Raw genomic sequence first — 19,709 nt, 5'->3', positions numbered from 1 at the left:
CCCACCCGGACCGGGGTACCCCGTGTCGCCGCGTGCGGGTGCGTTGTGGTTGCGGTTGGGGGTTTCCCCGCCGCCCGCCCTCCCCCAGCCTTCGGCCGGGGGGACCCCCACAGCGCTCGCGGTTTGCCCCAACATTGTTCGGCGCCGGGTTCGCCGCTCGTCTCCCCCAGCCTTCGGCCGTGGGGACCCCCATGGGCGCACCCCGCCACACCCCCTCCCGTCGTATGGGCGCATGACGGCCGGTGGAGGGTGAGTGAGGCACTTGCGGCAACCCCGGACCGCTCTCTGAACCCCCACCGGCCGTTGGCCGCCGCACGATACGGAGGGGGCGGGGGAGTTGGGGACACCCCCGGCCGAAGGCTGGGGGAGGGTGGGCGTTCTGGACGCTGACGTGTATTTGTTGTGCGGCATCCGGGGTCCGACCTGGACCGCCCGCCATGCACATAAATATGCGGTCCAGAATGCCCAGCCCCGCAGGCCCCGACCCCGGCCCACCACCAACCGCGCGAAGCCCGCACCAACCGCGCCGGGCAAACGGGCGGGCGGGCGGGGAAACCGCCCGCCGCAGGCGCAACGCACCCGCACACGACAACGGGCCGCACCCTCACACCCCGCACAGCCCCGCAGGGAGCGCACCGTACGCCGGGCGTAACGCCCCCGCCCGTGGGGCGAAACACCGGCGCCGCATCGTGGGCGGCATGAGCGCCAGCGGAACCGTCGACACCCACTGCCCCTACTGCGCCCTGCAGTGCGGAATGGGCCTCCGCCGCACCGCCGGGGGCAGCGGCATCCCGGACGTCGTGGAGCGCGACTTCCCCGTGAACAAGGGCGCCCTGTGCGGCAAGGGCCGCACCGCGCCCGCCGTGCTGGCCCCGGAGGCACGGCTGACCGGGCCCCTGGTCAGGGACCGCGCCTCGGGGCGGCTGGAGCCGGCCCCCTGGGAGGACGCCCTGGACCGGGTCGCGGAAGGCCTGCTGCGGGTGCGGGCCGCGCACGGCCCCGACGCGGTCGGCGTCTTCGGCGGCGGGGGCCTGACCAACGAGAAGGCGTACGCCCTCGGCAAGTTCGCCCGGGTCGTGCTGCGGACGTCCCAGATCGACTACAACGGCCGCTTCTGCATGTCCTCCGCCGCGGCCGCCCACACCAGGGCCTTCGGCCTGGACCGGGGCCTGCCGTTCCCGCTGGCGGACGTCCCGCGGACGGGCTGCGTGATCCTGGTCGGCTCGAACCTCGCCGAGACGATGCCGCCCGCACTGCGCTACTTCACGGAGCTGAAGGAGAACGGCGGCCGCCTGATCGTCGTGGACCCGCGCCGTACGCGCACCGCCGAGCACGCCGACCTGCACCTGCAGCCGCGCCCCGGCACCGACCTCGCCCTGGCGCTCGGCCTGCTGCACCTGGTGGTCGCGGAGGGCCGCGTGGACGAGGACTTCGTCGCGGAGCGGACGACCGGCTGGCCGGAGGCGCGGGCCTCGGCGATGGCGCTCTGGCCGGAGCTGGTCGAGCGGATCACCGGGGTGCCGGTGCCCAGGCTCCGGGAGGCGGTGGAGCTGTTCTGCGGCGTGCCGGAGGCGATGGTGCTGACCGCGCGCGGCCCGGAGCAGCAGTCGAAGGGCACGGACACGGTGAGCGCGTGGATCAACCTGTGCCTGGCGACGGGCCGCGCGGGGCGCCCGCTGTCGGGGTACGGCTGTCTCACGGGGCAGGGCAACGGCCAGGGCGGCCGGGAGCACGGCCAGAAGGCCGATCAGCTGCCCGGCTACCGCAAGCTCGACGACCCGGCGGCGCGCGCCCATGTGGCCCGGGTGTGGGGGGTCGACCCGGACGACCTGCCGGGGCCGGGACGCAGCGCGTACGAGCTGCTGGACGCGCTGGGCCGGGACGTGAAGGGCCTGCTGCTGATGGGCTCCAACCCGGTGGTCTCCGCGCCGCGGGCGGCGCACGTCACGGAGCGCATCGCGGCGCTGGACTTCCTCGCCGTATGCGACGTGGTGCTGTCGGAGACGGCGGCGATGGCCGACGTGGTGCTGCCGGTGACGCAGTGGGCCGAGGAGACGGGGACCACGACGAACCTGGAGGGCAGGGTGCTGCTGCGGCACAAGGCCCTGGACCCGCCGGAGGGCGTGCGCAGCGACCTGTACGTGCTGAACGGGCTGGCCGCGCGCCTGGGCCGGGAGAAGGGCTTCCCTGCCGACCCGGAGGAGGTCTTCGAGGAGTTGCGCCGCGCGTCGGCGGGCGGGCCCGCGGACTACTCGGGGATCACCTACCGCCGCATCGAGGCGGAGGACGGGGTGTTCTGGCCGTGCCCGGACGTCCCGGCCGGGGACGCCGGGGCGCACCCGGGCACACCCCGGCTGTTCCTCGACCGGTTCGCGACGCCGGACGGCCGGGCCAGGTTCGTGCCGGTGCTGCACCGGCCGGCGGCCGAGGAGCCGGACGGGGACTTCCCGCTGTACCTGACGACCGGACGGGTGCTGGCGCAGTACCAGTCGGGCGCCCAGACCCGGCGGGTGGCGGAGCTGAACGCCGCCGCGCCCGGTCCGTTCGTGCAGCTCCATCCGCGCCTCGCCGAGCGCATCGGTGTCGCCGAGGGCGACCCGGTCGCCGTCACGTCCCGCCGCGGCCGCGCGGTGGCGCCGGCCCGGGTGGACCGCGCCATCCGTCCGGACACGGTCTTCATGCCCTTCCACTGGGCGGGCGAGGGCAGGGCGAACACCCTCACCAACCCGGCGCTCGACCCGACCTCCCGCATGCCGGAGTTCAAGGTGTGCGCGGTCCGCGTCGAGCGGGCGCAGCCGCGGTCCATCGACGCCTGATATCGCGGTTGATATACTGGCATCCTGCCTGATATCAACCGGGAGGTCGTCATGGCACGCACGGTCATCGATCTGGACGACGCGATGCTCGCCCTCGCCCAGCGGCAGCTCGGCACCAAGACGAAGCGCGAGACGATCAACCTGGCCCTGTCGATAGCGGCCGGGACGAGCGCCGACGACCGTGCCCGCGGGCTCGCATGGCTCCAGGAGCACGCCGAGGACGTCCTGGACTTCGACTACCTGGCGGAGCAGGAGCGCGGCGGCCGATGAGCTACCTCGCTGACACCTCGGCGGTGTGGCGCCTGTTGCGGTGGCAGATCCCCGAGCCGTGGCCCACGCATGTGGCCCGGGGGCTGGTCGCCATGTGTCCGCCGGTCGAAGCCGAGTTGATGACCGGTGTGCGCTCCGATCGCGAGTACGAGCCGTTTCTCGCCGTACTGCGCCGGACCTTCGGCTGGTGCCCGACGCTCGACGATCCCTGGCGCCGGATCCACGCCGTGCAGCGTGATCTGATCGCCATCGGGCACCACAGGGGACCGTCGCCCATGGACATCCTCATCGCGCTGACCGCGGAGGCCCACGGCCTGACCCTGATCCACGCCGATCAGGACTTCGCGTCGGTGGCCAAGGTCCGGCCCGGGATCGCCATGATCAGGGTCGACGGGCCGTAGCCGGAGGCCGCTTCGGGCTCACAGTCGGGCCGGGCGGGCGCTGAGGGCACTGTTCCCCGGGGGAAACGACGGGGATGCGGCCGGGTAACAGCGGCGCCGCAGGCTCGTGCCATGAGGATGGTGGTGGTCGGCGGCGGAATGGCGGGGGCGCGCCTCGCGCAGCGTCTGGCGCCCTCCGGCGCGGACGTCACGGTGATCGGCGAGGAGCGGCACGCCCCGTACAACCGGGTGCTGCTCGCGGAGGTGCTGGCGGGCCGGTACGCGCCGGAGGTGGTCGCGCTGCCGGGGGTGCCCGGCACGGTGGTGCGCCGGGGTGTCCGGGTGGTGCGGATCGACCGCGACGAGCGGGCCGTGGTCTGCGACGACGGTGGCGTGGTCCGGTACGACCGGCTGGTGCTGGCGACCGGCTCCAATCCGGTGCTGCCGCCGCTGCGCGGGCTGTTCGCGGAGGACGGCGGCACGTTCCCGGAGGGGGTGCACGCCTTCCGGACGATGGACGACTGCCTGGCGCTCTCGGCGGCGGTGCGTCCCGGGGCGCGTGCGGTGGTCGTCGGCGGCGGGCTGCTCGGGGTGTCGGCGGCGCGGGCGCTGGCGGCGCGCGGGGCGCAGGTGGTGGTCGCCACGCAGGGCGAGCATCTGATGGAACGTCATCTCGACGAGGCCGCCTCGCAGTTGCTGCGTGCACACCTGGAGGGGCTGGGCGTCGAGGTGCACACCCAGTGCCGGGTGCGTGGTCTGCTGACCCAGGACGAAGACGGGGTCGGGGTCGCGCGGCCCTCCCGGCGACTGCGGCCGTCCGTGGCGGCGCGTACGGGAGGCGGGTTCGCCGCGGCGCGCCCGCTGACCCTGCCCCGCGGGGCCGCCGGCGACGGCCGGGCGGCGCGGTCCGTGGTCACCGCGGTCGAACTCGCCGACGGCTACCGCCTCGGCACCGACCTGGTCGTGCTGGCCTGCGGCGTCCGGCCGCGCGTCGGGCTCGCCCAGGCGGCGGGGCTGGCGGTCGCCAAGGGGGTGGTCGTGGACGACGCGCTGCGCACCTCGGACCCGTCGGTCCACGCGATCGGCGACTGCGCCCAGCACGGCGGCGTCGTCTACGGCCTCGCGGGCCCGGCCACCGAGCAGGCGGACGCGCTGGCGGACGTCCTGACGGCCGACCCCGCGCCCCGGTACGGCGGCACCCGTTCGCTGACCCGGCTCACCCTCAACGGCCCGGCGGCCCTGGACATCGCCTCCTTCGGCGAGACCACGCCCGCCCCGGGCGACGACGTGCTCCGCCTCGCCGACGCCACACGCGGCGCGTACCGGAAGGTCGTCCTGCGCGGTGACCGCCTCGTCGGCGGCATCCTCCTCGGCGACCTCGGCACCGTGGGCGCGCTCGCCCGCACCTGGGAGGGCGACGAGCCGCTGCCCGTTCCCCCGCTCCACCTGCTCACCGACAACGGAGGGTCCTGACATGACCACGCCCACCATCGTCCTCGTCGGCCACGGGATGGTCGGACAGCGGTTCCTGGAGGCGCTGGCCGACCGCGGCCTGACCTCCCGCGCCCGTGTGGTGGTGCTCTGCGAGGAGCCCCGCCCGGCGTACGACCGCGTCCACCTCAGCTCGTACTTCGCCGGCACCGGCCCGGAGGGGCTGTCCCTGGTGGAGGCCGGCTTCATGGCGGAGCACGGCATCGAACTCCACCTGGGCGACCCGGCGGTCGCCGTGGACCGCCGGGCCCGGACCGTCACCGCCCGCTCCGGGCTCACGGTCGGCTACGACACCCTGGTGCTCGCCACCGGTTCGTACCCCTTCGTGCCGCCGGTCCCCGGCAAGGACGCGACGGGGTGCTTCGTCTACCGCACCATCGAGGACCTGCTGGCGATCGAGGAGTACGCGATGACCTCGCGCACCGGCGCGGTCGTCGGCGGGGGGCTGCTCGGGCTGGAGGCGGCCGGCGCGCTCAAGGGGCTCGGACTGGACACGCACGTCGTGGAGTTCGCGCCCCGGCTGATGCCGGTGCAGGTCGACGAGGGCGGCGGCGAGGCGCTGCGGCGCACGGTCGAGGGCATGGGCGTGACCGTCCACACGGGGGTGGGCACGCAGGAGATCGTCACGACCGCCGACGGCTCGGTCCGGGCCATGGCCTTGTCGGACGGCTCGTCGCTCGACGTCGACCTGGTGGTCTTCTCCGCGGGCGTACGGCCGCGCGACCAGCTCGCCCGTGAGTGCGGGCTGCCGGTCGGCGAGCGCGGCGGGATCGTCGTCGACGCGACCTGCCGCACCGAGGACCCGCGGGTCTACGCGATCGGCGAGTGCGCCCTGGCCTCGGACGGCAGGGTGTACGGCCTGGTGGCGCCGGGCTACGACATGGCGGAGACCGCGGCGAAGGCCATCGCCGGCCAGGAGGGCTCCTTCACCGGCGCCGACACCTCCACCAAGCTCAAGCTGCTCGGCGTGGACGTGGCCTCCTTCGGCGACGCCCACGGCGCGACCGCGGGCTGCCTCGACGTTGTCTACTCCGACTCGCGCTCCGGGGTCTACAAGAAGCTGGTCGTCTCGCCGGACGGCGTGCTGCTGGGCGGCATCCTCGTCGGCGACGCCGAGCAGTACGGCATGCTGCGCCCGCTCACCGGCTCGGTGCCCCCGGTCCCCGCGGAGCAGCTGGTGCTCCCGGCGGGCGCGGGCACCCCCGTGGCGCTGGGCCCGTCGGCGCTGCCGGACGAGGCGGTGATCTGCTCCTGCCACAACGTCACCAAGGGCACGATCCGCGGCGCGGTCACGGAGCACGGCTGCACGACGGTCCCCGAGGTGAAGAAGTGCACCAGGGCCGGGACCGGCTGCGGCAGTTGCGTGAAGGTGCTGGGTCAGTTGGTCACCGCCGAGCTGGAGGCCTCCGGCGTCGAGGTCGACAAAGGGCTGTGCGGCTGCTTCGCCCAGACCCGCCAGGAGCTCTACGAGATCGTGCGGGCGCTGCGGATCACCGGTTTCCGCGAGCTGCTCGACCGTCACGGCCGCGAGGGCGCACGCGGCGGCGACGGCTGCGAGGTCTGCAAGCCGGCCGTCGGGTCGATCATCGCCTCGCTCGCCCCGGCGATCGGCGCCTCCGGCTACGTCCTGGACGGCGAGCAGGCCGCGCTGCAGGACACCAACGACCACTTCCTGGCCAACCTGCAGAGAAACGGGTCGTACTCGATCGTGCCCCGCATCCCGGGCGGGGAGATCACCCCGGAGAAGCTGATCGTCATCGGAGAGGTGGCCCGCGACTTCGGCCTCTACACCAAGATCACCGGTGGTCAGCGGATCGACCTGTTCGGCGCCCGGGTCGACCAGCTCCCGATGATCTGGACCCGGCTGGTGGACGCCGGCTTCGAGTCCGGGCACGCGTACGGCAAGGCGCTGCGCACCGTGAAGTCCTGCGTCGGGCAGACCTGGTGCCGCTACGGCGTGCAGGACAGCGTCCGCATGGCCATCGACCTGGAACTGCGCTACCGGGGCCTGCGGTCCCCGCACAAGCTCAAGTCCGCCGTCTCCGGCTGCCAGCGCGAGTGCGCGGAGGCGCGGAGCAAGGACTTCGGCGTCATCGCCACCGCGAGCGGCTGGAACCTCTACGTCGGCGGCAACGGCGGCGCCACCCCGCGTCACGCGGACCTGCTCGCCCAGGACCTGAGCGACGCCGAACTGGTCCGGCTGGTCGACCGATTCCTGATGTTCTACATCCGCACCGCCGACCGCCTGGAGCGCACCTCCGCCTGGCTGGAGCGGATCGAGGGCGGGCTCGGCCACGTACGCGACGTCGTCGTCCACGACTCGCTCGGCATCTGCGGGGAGCTGGAGCGGCTGATGGCCGACCACGTCGCCCACTACCGCGACGAGTGGGCGCAGACGCTGGGGGACCCGGAGCGGCTGCGGCGCTTCGTCTCCTTCGTCAACGCGCCCGGCGTGCCCGACCCCTCGGTCCGCTTCGTCCCCGAGCGGGACCAGGTCAAGCCCGACCTCGACCTGCTCGCCGGCCCCGTGCTCCCCGTCCGCACCCTCGAAGGGACCACCACCGCATGAACGTCGAAGTCCTCCTCCCCGGAACCGCCGGCTGGTTCGCCGTCTGCGACCACGACGCCCTCACCCCCGGCCGCGGCGTCGCCGCCCTCCTCCCCGACGGCCGGCAGGCGGCCCTCTTCACCGACCGGCACGGGCGCCCGTACGCCATCGACAACCGCGACCCCTTCACCGGCGCCTACGTCCTGTCCCGCGGCCTGCTCGGCTCCACCGCCGAGGGCCGGGCCTTCGTCGCCTCCCCGCTGCTCAAGCAGCGCTTCGACCTGGAGGACGGCCGCTGCCTCGACGACGAGGCGGTCTCGGTGCCGGCCTTCCCGGTGCGGGTGCGGTGACGGGCCGGGCACCTGCTTGAATCGGTCCATGGCCGAGGTCGAGGTGCTGCGCGTGTTCATCGGCCCCGAGGGGCGGGGCGGGAACCTGCTCGGGGTGGTACGGGACGGTGCGTCCGTACCCGGGACGCAGGCGCGGCAGCGGTTCGCCGCGGAGCTCGGCTACAGCGAGACCGTGTTCGTCGACGACGCCGCACGCGGCGTCGTCGACATCTGGACGCCGAGCGTGCGGCTGCCCTTCGCGGGCCATCCGACGGTGGGGACGGCGTGGCTGCTCGGGGCCGAGGTGCTGCGGCCGCCGGCCGGCGAGGTGAAGGCCTGGACGGAGGGCGCCTTCACCTGGGTGCGCGCGCGAGCGGAGTGGGCGTCGGGGCGTCGCACCCAGCGGTTCGGCTCACCCGAGGAGGTGGACGCGCTCCCCGCGCCACCGCCCGGTGAGGGCTGGCTCTACGCCTGGGCCTGGGCGGACGAGGCGGCCGGACGCGTCCGGGCACGGGCCTTCCCGCGCCGCGGCGACGGGATCGTGGAGGACGAGGCGACGGGCGCCGCGGCGCTCGTGCTCACCGGCGAGCTGGGACGCCCGCTGGACGTCCGCCAGGGCGTGGGCTCACAGATCCTGACCCGGGTCCACCCCGACGGCACCGTCGACATCGGCGGCCGGGTGTCCCCCGCCCCCTGACCGGCCGCCCGTCCGGCACGCGTCCCGATGGGCCCGGCGCGACGGCGAACCCGACGGTCGCCCCCGCCCGGCACGGCGCCTCGCACCCAGACCCGGATTCCGGTCGCCCTCCGACGCCACTGCCGCGTCTCCCCTCCCAGAGCGAAACGTCGGACCCGCCGGGCTCCCCTGTTGGGGCAGGCGGCCGCACCGGCACAATGGGTCACCCCGGATCGCTGCCGACACGAGACCACCACGCGAGCGCCCGCAATCCGCCCCTCACACCGCGGCCCAGCCCGCAGGCATGTGCAACCGCACGAGCGCCCGCCGCGGCCGCACCTCGCGTCGACCGCCCGGGGCCCGTGGCCCTCGGCGGCAACCGCCGTGCGCTGGACGGCGCGTGTGCCACCGCCCCGCGACCCCTGCCCGGGGGCTTCGGACGGCGGGCCTCGCCGCCGGTGCGCCGCCGCCACGGGACGCCCCCGGCCGGTGGTCCCCGTGACTGCGGCTCCGGGGTCCGGGCACGGCGTCCGGCCCCGGCCACGCCGCGCTTCACGCCCCGCGTCACCGCTCTGACCTGCGACTTCGACCACTCGCGGGTTCCGGATGCGGATCTTCGGCGGGGCGGTGATGCTGAGAGAAGTGCCACTCACGGCGAGGAGGACAGCGATGTCCATGTTCGACAAGATCAAGGCCAAGCTGAAGGGCCACGAGAGCCAGTCCCAGAAGGGCATCGACAAGGGCGGCGACATGCTGGACGAGAAGACCGGCGGGAAGTACCAGCGCCAGGTCGACACCGCTCAGGACAAGCTGGGCGACGAGTTCGGCACCGGCGGCACCGGCGGCACCGGCGAGGACCGTCCCCCGCACTCCTGACGCCGACGGGCCGTCGCGCACCCGTGTGGAGGGCGGCGCGGCGGCCCTACGCTGGCCCGCATGGCTTGGAGCGCGCACGACATCCCCGACCAGAGCGGCCGCACGGCCGTCGTCACCGGTGCGAACAGCGGCATCGGCTACTGCACCGCCCGCGAGCTCGCCCGCAGGGGCGCCAGGGTGCTGCTCGCCTGCCGCAGCGAGACGCGCGGCAAGGAGGCCGTCGACCGCCTGAAGGCCGAGGTGCCCGACGCCCGCGCCGGATACCGTCACCTCGACCTGGGCGACCTGTCCTCGGTGCGCGCCTTCGCCGCCGGGTACGACGGCACCGGGCTTGACCTGCTGGTCAACAACGCCGGTGTGATGGCCCTGCCGCACGGCACCACCGCCGACGGCTTCGAGACCCAGATGGGTGTGAACCACCTCGGCCACTTCGCCCTCACCGGGCTGCTGCTGCCGCGCCTGCTGTCCACCCCGGGCGCGCGGGTCGTCTCCGTCTCCAGCAGCATGCACGCGGTCGCCACCATCGACCCCGGTGACCTCAACAGCGAGCGCCGCTACCGCCGTTGGGTCGCCTACGCCCGTTCCAAGAGCGCCAACCTGCTCTTCGTCCACGAGCTGTCCCGGCGGCTGGCGGCCGCGGGCGCCGGCACCGTCGTCGCGGCGGCGCACCCCGGCTACGCGAGCACCGCGTTGCAGACCCGCGCCGCGCGCATGGAGAACCGCCGGACCGTCGAACGCGTGGTGAACCTCGGCAACCGGGTGATCGCCCAGTCCGCGGACGCCGGCGCGCTCCCGCTGCTGTACGCCGCCACGGCCCCCGGCGTGCTCCCCGACTCCTTCACCGGTCCCCGCTTCCAGGGCTGGCGCGGCTCCCCGGCCCCCTCCTGGCGCGCCCCGTGGACCCGCGACGACCGGGCGGGCGAGCTGCTGTGGGCGGCCTCCGAACAACTGACGGGCGTCCGCTACGAGCTGCCCGCGGCGGGGTGAGCCGCCGCGTCCCACGCCCTCTGCCATGACGGTGAATCCGACAGACCGTGGCGGGGGGTTCACGCTGTGTTGGTGAAGACGTCGGGGGGCGCACCCTAGCCTTCCGGTGCGCGACCCGCCCGCGGCGATGGGTCCGGGCGGGCCACCCCGTCGTCCCTGGAGTGATCGTGGAACGTCGAACCTTCCTGCGCGGAGCGGTGGTCGGCAGCTCGGCGGCCGCCTTCGGCGGCACCCTGATGCGCGGGGCGGTCCACGCCGCACCCGCCCAGCCCGGTGTCGGCCCCTACGGCGCGCTGCAGGCGCCCGACGCCAACGGCATCGCCCTGCCCGGCGGTTTCACCAGCCGTGTCGTCGCCCGCTCCGGCCAGAAGGTCGCGGGCACGTCGTACACCTGGCACAGCGCGCCCGACGGCGGCGCGTGCTTCGCCGACGGCACCGGCTGGATCTACGTCTCCAACTCGGAGATCGACCCGAACGGTGGTGCGAGCGCGGTGCGGTTCAACGCCTCGGGCAGCGTCACGGGCGCCTACCGCATCCTCTCCGGTACCCGGCAGAACTGCGCGGGCGGCAGGACGCCCTGGAACAGCTGGCTGTCCTGCGAGGAGGTCAGCCTCGGCCACGTGTACGAGACCGACCCCCGGGGCGTGGAGGCGGCCGTCCGCCGCGCCGCCATGGGCAGGTTCAAGCACGAGGCGGCCGCCGCCGACCCCGTGCGCGAGGTGGTCTACCTGACCGAGGACGAGACCAACGGCTGCTTCTACCGGTTCGTCCCGGCCACTTGGGGCGACCTGTCGGCCGGGACCCTGCAGGTGCTGGTCGCCGGCACCGCCGCCTCGGGCTCCTTCACCTGGGCGAACGTGCCCGACCCCGACGGCTCCCCGACCGCCACCCGCAGCCAGGTGTCCGGCGCGAAGAGGTTCAACGGCGGCGAGGGCTGCCACTACGCCGACGACACCGTCTGGTTCACCACCAAGGGCGACAACCGCGTCTGGCGGCTCGACCTGGCCGCCGGCACCTACGCGCTGGCGTACGACGACTCCCTCGTCTCCGGCAGCGCCCCGCTGACGGGTGTGGACAACATCACCGGCAGCTCCTCGGGGGACCTCTACGTCGCCGAGGACGGCGGCACCATGGAGATCTGCCTGATCACCCCGGACGACGTCGTCTCGCCGTTCCTGCGGGTCAGCGGCCAGTCCGCCTCCGAGATCACCGGTCCCGCCTTCTCCCCCGACGGCACCCGGCTGTACTTCTCCTCGCAGCGCGGCACGAGCGGCAGTTCGTCGGGCGGCATCACCTACGAGGTGCGCGGCCCGTTCCGTTCGTAGCCGGGCGGAACGGAAGCGGGGGCGGCACCTTCGCACAAAGGTGCCGCCCCCGGTGAGGGTGGGAGATGGTCTTCCGGGCCGGGCTACCGGCAGTCGCTGCCCTTGCTCTGCGCCGCGGCCCGGCCCGCCTCCAGGCGGGCGACGGGGATGCGGAACGGGGAGCAGGAGACGTAGTCCAGGCCCACCTCGTGGAAGAAGTGGACGGACTCGGGGTCGCCGCCGTGCTCGCCGCACACGCCGAGCTTGAGGTCGGGCCGGGTGGCACGGCCGGCCTCCGCGGCGGAGCGGACGAGGGCGCCGACGCCCTCCTTGTCGATGGTCTCGAACGGGGAGACGCCGAAGATGCCCTTCTCCAGGTAGGCGGTGAAGAAGCTCGCCTCGACGTCGTCGCGGCTGAAGCCCCAGACCGTCTGGGTCAGGTCGTTGGTGCCGAAGGAGAAGAACTCGGCGGCCTCGGCGATCTGAGCGGCGGTCAGGGCGGCGCGGGGCAGCTCGATCATCGTGCCGAGGGTGAGGCTGAGCTCGGTGCCCGTGGCGGCCTCGACCTCGGCGATGACGGCCTCGGCCTCCTCACGGACGATCTCCAGCTCCTGGACGGTGCCCACCAGCGGGATCATGATCTCGGCCCGCGGGTCGCCCTTGGCGTTCCTGCGCTCCGCGGTGGCCTCGGCGATCGCCCGTACCTGCATGGCGAACAGACCGGGGATGACCAGCCCGAGGCGGACACCGCGCAGGCCGAGCATCGGGTTCTGCTCGTGGAGCTTGTGGACGGCCTGCAGCAGGCGCAGGTCGTTCTCGTTGGCGTCCTTGCGGGACTCGGCGAGCGCGACCCGCACCGACAGTTCGGTGATGTCGGGCAGGAACTCGTGCAGCGGCGGGTCCAGCAGGCGCACCGTCACCGGCAGCCCGTCCATCGCCTCGAAGAGCTCGATGAAGTCGGACCGCTGCAGCGGCAGCAGCGCGGAGAGCGCCTTGTCGCGTTCGGAGTCGGTGTCGGCGAGGATCAGCCGCTCCACCATCTCGCGGCGCTCGCCGAGGAACATGTGCTCGGTGCGGCACAGGCCGATGCCCTGGGCGCCGAAGCGGCGGGCGCGGGAGGCGTCCTCGGCGTTGTCGGCGTTGGCGCGCACCCGCAGCCGGCGGACCCGGTCCGCGTACGCCATGATCCGGTGCACGGCCCGCACCAGCTCGTCGGCGTCGTCGGCGCCGGCGTGCATGCGGCCCTCGAAGTACTCCACGACCGGGGACGGCACGACCGGCACCTTGCCGAGGTAGACCTTGCCGGAGGAGCCGTCGATGGACAGGACGTCGCCCTCCTCGACGACGACCCCGCCGGGCGCGGTCATCCGGCGCCGTTTGGTGTCGACCTCGAGCTCCTCGGCGCCGCAGACGCAGGTCTTGCCCATGCCGCGGGCGACGACGGCCGCGTGCGAGGTCTTGCCGCCGCGCGAGGTGAGGATGCCCTCGGCCGCGATCATGCCGTTGAGGTCGTCGGGGTTGGTCTCGCGGCGGATGAGGATGACCTTCTCGCCGGAGCGCGACCACTTCACGGCGGTGTACGAGTCGAAGACGGCCTTGCCGACGGCCGCGCCCGGTGAGGCGGCGATGCCCCAGCCGATCCGCTCGGCCTTCGCCTTCTCGTCGAAGCGGGGGAACATCAGCTGCGCCAGTTGCGCGCCGTTGACCCGCTGCAGCGCCTCGGCCTCGTCGATCAGGCCCTGGTCGACCAGCTGGGTGGCGATGCGGAAGGCGGCGGCGGCGGTGCGCTTGCCGACGCGGGTCTGCAGCATCCACAGCTTGCCGCGCTCGATGGTGAACTCGATGTCGCACAGGTCCTTGTAGTGCGTCTCGAGGGTCTCCATGATCTGCATCAGCTGGTCGTAGGACGTCTTGTCCAGCTGCTCCAGCTCGGCGAGCGGCACGGTGTTGCGGATGCCCGCCACGACGTCCTCGCCCTGCGCGTTGCTCAGGTAGTCGCCGTACACGCCCTGGTGGCCGGTGGCCGGGTCGCGGGTGAAGGCGACGCCGGTGCCGGAGTCGGAACCGAGGTTGCCGAAGACCATGGAGCAGACGTTGACGGCCGTGCCGAGGTCGCCGGGGATGCGCTCCTGGCGGCGGTAGAGCTTGGCGCGCTCGCCGTTCCACGAGTCGAAGACGGCACGGACGGCCAGGTCCATCTGCTCGCGCGGCTCCTGCGGGAAGTCCCGCCCGGTCTCCTTGGCGACGACGGCCTTGAACTGCTCGACCAGGCCCTGCAGGTCGCCCGCGTCCAGGTCGAGGTCGTCGTGGGTGCCCTTGGCGCGCTTGGCGTCCTCCAGCGCGTCCTCGAAGAGTTCGCCGTCGACACCCAGCACGGTCTTGCCGAACATCTGGATGAGGCGCCGGTAGGAGTCCCACGCGAAGCGCTCGTTGCCGGCCTGCGCGGCCAGGCCCGCGACCGAGGCGTCGGACAGGCCGATGTTGAGGACCGTGTCCATCATGCCCGGCATGCTGAACTTCGCCCCCGAACGGACGGAGACGAGCAACGGGTCGTCCGCCTGACCGAGCTTCTTGCCCATCCTCTGCTCGAGCGCCTCGAGGTGCGCACTCACCTCGTCGCGCAGCGCCGCGGGTGCGGCGCCCGACTCCAGGTAGACCTTGCACGCCTCGGTGGTGATCGTGAAGCCCGGAGGGACGGGCAGGCCGAGGTTGGTCATCTCGGCGAGGTTCGCGCCCTTGCCGCCGAGCAGGTCCTTGAGGTCCTTGTTGCCCTCAGTGAAGTCGTAGACGAACTTCTGGATTACTTGTTCTTCCGACACGGGACTCGCTCCTCGCGGCCGGGATGCCCTGACGGCGGGGAGCGTACCCATCTCGAAGGCGCTGCAGTACGTCAATCACCAGGTCACACGGTCGTAACCACCCATCCGCCGAGAGATCGAAAGTCATGGCGTCCCTCCGGGTGAACGGAGGATGCGTTCAACCATCGAACACATGCTCTCGCCACGTGATCGCCGCGCTCGGAGCCGGTCACTCCACGTGAGGGATGACTTGACCATGTGGCCACGACAACGATGACACTCAGTGCCACTCATTGGAGAGGTGTGGTGACACTCGGGGTGCTCATTTGAGCGATACCCCTATCAGGCGTGGCGAGAATCACTCGCTCTGCCCGCGGTTCGTCTTACAGTCCGGACGTCCCCGCGGACCGGCGAAACGTCCTCAGCCGCCCGAAGTGTCCAGCTCGGCGTCGGCGCCGACGACCACCGAGCAGTCGTACGGGTCCTCCAGCCAGCCGTCCGGGAGCACCACGCGCTTGCTCCCGGCCGTCCGGCCGCGCGGTCCCTCGGCGCCATCCGGCCATTCCTGGTCCAGGTCGAGGTCGGCGAGGTGGGCGTCGAGCTCGGCGAGGGAGGAGGTCATCGCGAGCTTGCGGCGCATCTCCGAGCCGACCGAGAAGCCCTTGGTGTACCAGGCGACGTGCTTGCGGAAGTCGATGACGCCGCGCCCCTCGTCGCCCAACCACTCCCCCAGCAGCCCGGCGTGCCGCCGCATGACGCCGGCGACCTCGCGCAGCGTCGGGGCGGCGGGGGCGCCGCCGCCCTCGAAGGCGGCCACGAGGTCGCCGAAGAGCCACGGGCGGCCGAGGCAGCCGCGGCCGACGACGACACCGTCGCAACCCGTCTCCCGCATCATCCGGACGGCGTCCGCGGCGCTCCAGATGTCGCCGTTGCCCAGCACCGGGATCTCCGGGACGTGCTCCTTGAGGCGGGCGATCGCCTCCCAGTCGGCCGTGCCGCCGTAGTGCTGGGCGGCGGTCCTGCCGTGCAGCGCGACGGCGGTGACACCCTCCTCGACCGCGATCCGGCCGGCGTCCAGGTAGGTGGTGTGGTCGTCGTCGATGCCCTTGCGCATCTTGATGGTGACCGGCAGGTCGCCCGCGTTGCCGACCGCCTCGCGCAGGATCGAGCGGAGCAGGTTGCGCTTGTAGGGCAGGGCCGAGCCGCCGCCCTTGCGGGTCACCTTCGGGACCGGGCAGCCGAAGTTCAGGTCGATGTGGTCGGCGAGGTCCTCGTCGACGATCATCCGGACCGCCTTGCCGACGGTGACCGGGTCCACCCCGTACAGCTGGATCGAACGGGGCTTCTCGGTGCCGTCGAAGTGGATCAGCTGCATCGTCTTGTCGTTGCGCTCGACGAGGGCACGGGTGGTGATCATCTCCGAGACGAAGAGCCCCTTGCCGCCGGAGAACTCGCGGCACAGCGTGCGGAACGGCGCGTTGGTGATCCCCGCCATCGGTGCCAGCACCACCGGGGGCCACACGGTGTGCGGGCCGATGCGGAGTGCGGGAGCGGTGGCGTCAGCAGTCATGTGGACCATTCTCCCGTATCACCCGGGGGGGGGATTGGGTGTAGCGTGAAATGGTTACACATGTACAATCAATCCACCGATAGCACCGACCACGGAGACGGGAACGGCCGATGCCCGAGCTGAGCCGGCGCAGACGTCTGCTGGTGCTGGCCGTCTGCTGCATGAGCCTGCTGATCGTCAGCCTCGACAACACCATCCTCAACGTCGCGCTGCCCGCCATGCGCCGGGACCTGCACACCTCCATCTCCGGACTGCAGTGGACCATCGACGCCTACACGCTCGTGCTGGCCTCGCTGCTCATGCTCTCCGGCTCGACCGCCGACCGGATCGGCCGCCGACGGATCTTCCGCGTCGGCCTGGTGATCTTCACCGTGGCCTCCGGGCTCTGCAGCATCGCCCCCAGCCTGGAATGGCTGGTGGTCTTCCGCATGCTGCAGGCGGTCGGCGGCTCGATGCTCAACCCCGTCGCGATGTCGATCATCACCAACGTCTTCACCGATCCGCGCGAGCGCGCGCGGGCGATCGGGGCGTGGGGCGGCGTCGTCGGCATCAGCATGGCCGCCGGGCCGATCATCGGCGGCGCGCTGGTGGAGTCGGTCGGCTGGCGCTCGGTGTTCTGGATCAACCTGCCCATCGGCCTGCTCGCCCTGGTGCTCACCGCGCTGTACGTGCCCGAGTCCCGTGCCCCCCGGCCACGCCGGATCGACCCGGTCGGGCAGCTGATGGTCATCGCGCTGCTCGGCTCGCTGACGTACGCCATCATCGAGGCGCCCGCGGCGGGCTGGGGCTCCCCGGTCATCGTCGGCTGCCTCGTGCTCGCCCTGTGCTCCGCGGTGGCCCTGGTCCCGTACGAACGGCGGCGCAGGGAACCGCTGATCGATCCGCGCTTCTTCCGCAGCGCACCCTTCAGCGGGGCGACGGTGATAGCGGTGAGCGCCTTCGCGGCCCTCGCCGGCTTCCTCTTCCTCAACACCCTGTACCTCCAGGACCAGCGCGGCATGTCCGCCCTGGACGCCGGTCTGCACCTGCTGCCGATGGCGGCCATGGCCCTGGTCTGCGCCCCGCTGTCCGGGCGCATGGTCGGCAGCCGCGGCCCGCGCCTGCCGCTGCTGCTGGCGGGCCTGGCCACCACGGCGAGCGGAGTGATGTTCGCCGCGCTGGACGCGACCGCCTCGGACGCGAAGCTGTTCACCGCGTACGTCCTGTTCGGCATCGGCTTCGGCTTCGTCAACGCCCCGATCACCAACACCGCCGTCTCCGGCATGCCGCGGACCCAGGCCGGGGTCGCCGCGGCGGTGGCCTCCACCAGCCGGCAGGTCGGGCAGTCCCTGGGCGTGGCCGTCATCGGCGCCGCGCTCGCCGCCGGACTCGACCTCACGGCGTGGTGGATCATCACGGGCTGCGGTGTGGCGATCCTGGCGCTGGGGTGGCTGACCTCGGGCCACTGGGCGGCGGCAACCGCGGAACGCGCCGCGAAGCGGCTCGGCGCGGACGCCGCCCGCGAGCCGGTGGGCGCCCGGTGAACGAGGCCACGGCCACCCGGGTGTGGCGCGACCTGCGCACGCTCGTCCTCGAACGCAACGAACGGCGCCGCGAGGTCGCCGACGCCCTCGGCATGAGCTTCTTCCGCGTCAAGGCGCTGCGCCGGATCGCGGCGGCCCCCGTGACGCCGGGCGACCTCGCCGCCGACCTCATGACGGACCGCCCGTACGTCACGCTGGTCGTCGACGACCTCGTCCGGCGCGGGCTGGTGGAACGCACACCGCACCCGCGCGACCGGCGCCGCAAGCTCCTGAGCGTCACACCCGAGGGCGCCGCGGCGGCGCAGGAGGCCGACCGCATCCTGGGCACTCCCCCATCGGGCCTGGTGGAGCTGGACACGGAGGAACTCGCGGCGCTGGACCGGGTGGTGACCAAGCTGCTGGGGTCGGCCCCGGGGTGAGCCGGGAAAACCGGGGGCCGTTGTCGGTGCCCGGCGCTACGGTCGGTGCCATGACGACGCAGATCACCGAGCCCCGCGACGCCCGTTCCCGGGCTGCGCTGACGGCACTGACCGCGCGTGGCGTCCGGCCGAAGTACCTGTTCTTCTGGGGCCATCAGCCGCAGCGCGACGGCAGCGTGGGCGCGGGCTGCCTGAGCCAGTGGTGGCCCTCGGAATTCACCGTCGACGGCATCGGCTACGCCACGGCGGAGCACTGGATGATGGCCGGCAAGGCCCGGCTCTTCGACGACGACCGGACCCTCGCCGGGATCCTCGCCGCCCCGCACCCGCACGCCGCGAAGACACTGGGACGGCAGGTGCGCGGCTTCGACAACGCGACCTGGGAGCGGCACCGCGAGGAACTGGTCGTGGCGGGCAACGTCGCCAAGTTCGGCCAGGACCCGGCCCTGCGGGACTACCTGCTGGGCACCGGCTCGCGCGTGCTGGTGGAGGCCAGCCCCGTGGACCGGATATGGGGCATCGGCCTGGCCGCCGACGACGAGCACGCCGCCGATCCCGACCGGTGGCGTGGCCTGAACCTGCTGGGCTTCGCCCTCATGGAGGCGCGGCAGCGGCTGCTCACACCGGCATCGGCATAGCGCTCGGCGCGGACCGGGCGATCTCGTACAGCCGGTCCAGCCGTTCGCGGGTGGCGGCGTCCGCCGGGAAGTAGGTGACCAGCCGGGGGCCCTGGCTGGGACCGAGCCACAGATGCGTGAAGTGGAAGGTCAGCAGACCGACCCGGGGGTTGAGGAAGCGCTTGGTGCGGTTCTCCGGTTCCTGCACCTCATGCCGCTCCCACAGCTCGCAGAACTCCGGGGAGGCCTGCTCCAGCCGCTTGACCAGGGACTTCCACGCGGGCTCCGCAAGATGCTCGGCCATCGCCGCACGGTACTTGGCGACCAGCTGCCGGCTGGTCTCGTGCCAGTCCGGCAGGCCCTCGCGCCAGGCGGGGTCGGTGAAGGCCAGCCACATGATGTTGCGGTCCTCGAAGGGGAGCCGGTCGAGGTCGTCGACCAGCCGCGCGTAGGTGCGGTTGTGGGCGATGACGTCGGTACGGCTGTTGAGGACCGCGGCCGGCAGCGGCTCCAGCTTCGCCAGCATCTCCCGGATCTGGTCCGACATCCCCGGGCACTGGGCGCGTGGATTGGGGTCCGGCACCCCGGCGAGCAGGAAGAGGTGGGTGCGCTCGTTCGGGTCCAGCATCAGGGCCCGGGCGATGGAGTCGGCCACCTGGGCGGAGATCTGGATCTCCCGGGCCTGCTCGAGCCAGGTGTACCAGGTCACCCCTACCGCGGCGAGCTGTGCCACCTCCTCGCGCCGCAGCCCGGGGGTGCGGCGGCGGCGGCCGGGCGGGAGTCCGACCTGCTCGGGGGAGATCCGTTCACGGCGGCTGCGGAGGAAGGAAGCGAGCTCGCTCCGCGCTGCGGCGCTGGGAGACGTCATACCTCCAGAGTGCCTGACGTCCCAAACCATTGCCAGGTGGTCGCGATACCTGGATAAACGCTCTCTGGTACCCCCCTGGGAACAAGGTCATCGTGGCATACGTGACCGATCACATCGAAGCCCCCGTCTCCGCCGACCTCCGTTCCCGCGCCCAGGTACGCCCCCGCGTCATCCGGGTCGGCACCGGCGGCCCGGCACCGGCCGCGAGAACCACGCCACCGGCCGCCGAGGCACCGC

Annotated in this window: 16 protein-coding genes; 13 read left to right on the top strand and 3 right to left on the bottom strand. The window is 73.0% G+C overall.

All coding sequences use genetic code 11. From position 1 onward, the window contains the following. Window positions 1-698 precede the first annotated feature (698 nt). The 10 genes from OG937_29090 (at window position 699) to OG937_29045 (ending at window position 11,698) form a co-directional block, all read left to right on the top strand. Window positions 699-2,816 carry a molybdopterin oxidoreductase family protein gene (locus tag OG937_29090; protein WUD75457.1) on the top strand — a complete coding sequence of 706 codons (2,118 nt, stop codon included), beginning with the start codon at window positions 699-701 and terminating at the stop codon, window positions 2,814-2,816. A gap of 51 nt (window positions 2,817-2,867) precedes the next feature. Next, window positions 2,868-3,086, top strand: coding sequence for a type II toxin-antitoxin system VapB family antitoxin (locus OG937_29085; GenBank protein WUD75456.1), 219 nt, complete (start codon window positions 2,868-2,870; stop codon window positions 3,084-3,086). Next, window positions 3,083-3,487 carry a PIN domain-containing protein gene (locus OG937_29080; GenBank protein WUD75455.1) on the top strand — a complete coding sequence of 135 codons (405 nt, stop codon included), beginning with the start codon at window positions 3,083-3,085 and terminating at the stop codon, window positions 3,485-3,487. Before OG937_29085 ends, OG937_29080 begins: the two co-directional genes overlap by 4 nt. Window positions 3,488-3,598: 111 nt before the next feature. Beyond that, on the top strand, window positions 3,599-4,939 hold the full coding sequence (locus tag OG937_29075; GenBank protein ID WUD75454.1) for an FAD-dependent oxidoreductase: 1,341 nt from the start codon (window positions 3,599-3,601) through the stop codon (window positions 4,937-4,939). A 1-nt stretch (window position 4,940) separates the two neighbouring features. After that, window positions 4,941-7,526 (top strand): nitrite reductase large subunit NirB, encoded by a 2,586-nt coding sequence (gene nirB / locus OG937_29070; GenBank protein ID WUD75453.1) that lies wholly within the window; start codon window positions 4,941-4,943, stop codon window positions 7,524-7,526. Further along, the gene (gene nirD / locus OG937_29065; protein WUD75452.1) at window positions 7,523-7,855 is read left to right on the top strand and encodes a nitrite reductase small subunit NirD; all 333 of its coding nucleotides are present in this window, start codon (window positions 7,523-7,525) and stop codon (window positions 7,853-7,855) included. Before nirB ends, nirD begins: the two co-directional genes overlap by 4 nt. Window positions 7,856-7,883: 28 nt before the next feature. After that, window positions 7,884-8,531 (top strand): PhzF family phenazine biosynthesis protein, encoded by a 648-nt coding sequence (locus tag OG937_29060; protein ID WUD75451.1) that lies wholly within the window; start codon window positions 7,884-7,886, stop codon window positions 8,529-8,531. A gap of 648 nt (window positions 8,532-9,179) precedes the next feature. Beyond that, on the top strand, window positions 9,180-9,386 hold the full coding sequence (locus OG937_29055; GenBank protein ID WUD75450.1) for an antitoxin: 207 nt from the start codon (window positions 9,180-9,182) through the stop codon (window positions 9,384-9,386). Between the two features lie 60 nt (window positions 9,387-9,446). After that, the gene (locus OG937_29050) at window positions 9,447-10,373 is read left to right on the top strand and encodes an oxidoreductase (protein WUD75449.1); all 927 of its coding nucleotides are present in this window, start codon (window positions 9,447-9,449) and stop codon (window positions 10,371-10,373) included. A gap of 167 nt (window positions 10,374-10,540) precedes the next feature. After that, complete coding sequence (locus OG937_29045) at window positions 10,541-11,698, top strand: PhoX family protein (protein ID WUD75448.1); 1,158 nt, start codon at window positions 10,541-10,543, stop codon at window positions 11,696-11,698. Between the two features lie 83 nt (window positions 11,699-11,781). On the opposite strand, the gene ppdK is transcribed toward OG937_29045, so the two are convergent. Both ppdK and dusB read right to left on the bottom strand, forming a co-directional pair. Next, window positions 11,782-14,496 (bottom strand): pyruvate, phosphate dikinase, encoded by a 2,715-nt coding sequence (ppdK, locus tag OG937_29040; protein WUD75447.1) that lies wholly within the window; start codon window positions 14,494-14,496, stop codon window positions 11,782-11,784. Between the two features lie 400 nt (window positions 14,497-14,896). Next, window positions 14,897-16,045 (bottom strand): tRNA dihydrouridine synthase DusB, encoded by a 1,149-nt coding sequence (gene dusB, locus OG937_29035; GenBank protein ID WUD75446.1) that lies wholly within the window; start codon window positions 16,043-16,045, stop codon window positions 14,897-14,899. Window positions 16,046-16,155: 110 nt separating this feature from the next. On the opposite strand from dusB, the gene OG937_29030 reads away from it, so the two are divergent. Genes OG937_29030 through OG937_29020 form a run of 3 tightly spaced genes read left to right on the top strand, consistent with a single transcriptional unit; the run spans window position 16,156 to window position 18,625 of the window. Continuing rightward, entirely contained in the window at window positions 16,156-17,568 is a 1,413-nt protein-coding gene (locus tag OG937_29030; GenBank protein ID WUD75445.1) for an MFS transporter, read from the top strand. Next, on the top strand, window positions 17,565-17,987 hold the full coding sequence (locus OG937_29025; protein WUD75444.1) for a MarR family transcriptional regulator: 423 nt from the start codon (window positions 17,565-17,567) through the stop codon (window positions 17,985-17,987). The genes OG937_29030 and OG937_29025 overlap by 4 nt, the downstream gene beginning before the upstream one ends. 50 nt (window positions 17,988-18,037) lie before the next feature. Beyond that, complete coding sequence (locus OG937_29020; GenBank protein WUD75443.1) at window positions 18,038-18,625, top strand: NADAR family protein; 588 nt, start codon at window positions 18,038-18,040, stop codon at window positions 18,623-18,625. Here OG937_29020 and OG937_29015 read toward each other — a convergent pair. Continuing rightward, a complete protein-coding gene (locus tag OG937_29015) occupies window positions 18,606-19,472 on the bottom strand; it encodes a helix-turn-helix transcriptional regulator (protein ID WUD75442.1) in 867 nt (288 codons plus the stop codon). The genes OG937_29020 and OG937_29015 overlap by 20 nt on opposite strands. Between the last annotated feature and the right edge of the window lie 237 nt (window positions 19,473-19,709).

Origin of the sequence: Streptomyces sp. NBC_00510 (assembly GCA_036013505.1) — a bacterium.
Classification (GTDB): Bacteria; Actinomycetota; Actinomycetes; order Streptomycetales; family Streptomycetaceae; genus Actinacidiphila.
This window is presented reverse-complemented; position numbering and strand designations above follow the sequence as displayed.

Excerpts from the sequence above, each read along its gene's own strand:
- OG937_29090 (WUD75457.1), top strand. The coding sequence starts at position 699 with ATGAGCGCCAGCGGAACCGTCGACACCCACTGCCCCTACTGCGCCCTG.
- OG937_29085 (WUD75456.1), top strand. The coding sequence starts at position 2,868 with ATGGCACGCACGGTCATCGATCTGGACGACGCGATGCTCGCCCTCGCC.
- OG937_29080 (WUD75455.1), top strand. The coding sequence starts at position 3,083 with ATGAGCTACCTCGCTGACACCTCGGCGGTGTGGCGCCTGTTGCGGTGG.
- OG937_29075 (WUD75454.1), top strand. The coding sequence starts at position 3,599 with ATGAGGATGGTGGTGGTCGGCGGCGGAATGGCGGGGGCGCGCCTCGCG.
- nirB (WUD75453.1), top strand. The coding sequence starts at position 4,941 with ATGACCACGCCCACCATCGTCCTCGTCGGCCACGGGATGGTCGGACAG.
- nirD (WUD75452.1), top strand. The coding sequence starts at position 7,523 with ATGAACGTCGAAGTCCTCCTCCCCGGAACCGCCGGCTGGTTCGCCGTC.
- OG937_29060 (WUD75451.1), top strand. The coding sequence starts at position 7,884 with ATGGCCGAGGTCGAGGTGCTGCGCGTGTTCATCGGCCCCGAGGGGCGG.
- OG937_29055 (WUD75450.1), top strand. The coding sequence starts at position 9,180 with ATGTCCATGTTCGACAAGATCAAGGCCAAGCTGAAGGGCCACGAGAGC.
- OG937_29050 (WUD75449.1), top strand. The coding sequence starts at position 9,447 with ATGGCTTGGAGCGCGCACGACATCCCCGACCAGAGCGGCCGCACGGCC.
- dusB (WUD75446.1), bottom strand. The coding sequence starts at position 16,045 with ATGACTGCTGACGCCACCGCTCCCGCACTCCGCATCGGCCCGCACACC.
- OG937_29030 (WUD75445.1), top strand. The coding sequence starts at position 16,156 with ATGCCCGAGCTGAGCCGGCGCAGACGTCTGCTGGTGCTGGCCGTCTGC.
- OG937_29020 (WUD75443.1), top strand. The coding sequence starts at position 18,038 with ATGACGACGCAGATCACCGAGCCCCGCGACGCCCGTTCCCGGGCTGCG.
- OG937_29015 (WUD75442.1), bottom strand. The coding sequence starts at position 19,472 with ATGACGTCTCCCAGCGCCGCAGCGCGGAGCGAGCTCGCTTCCTTCCTC.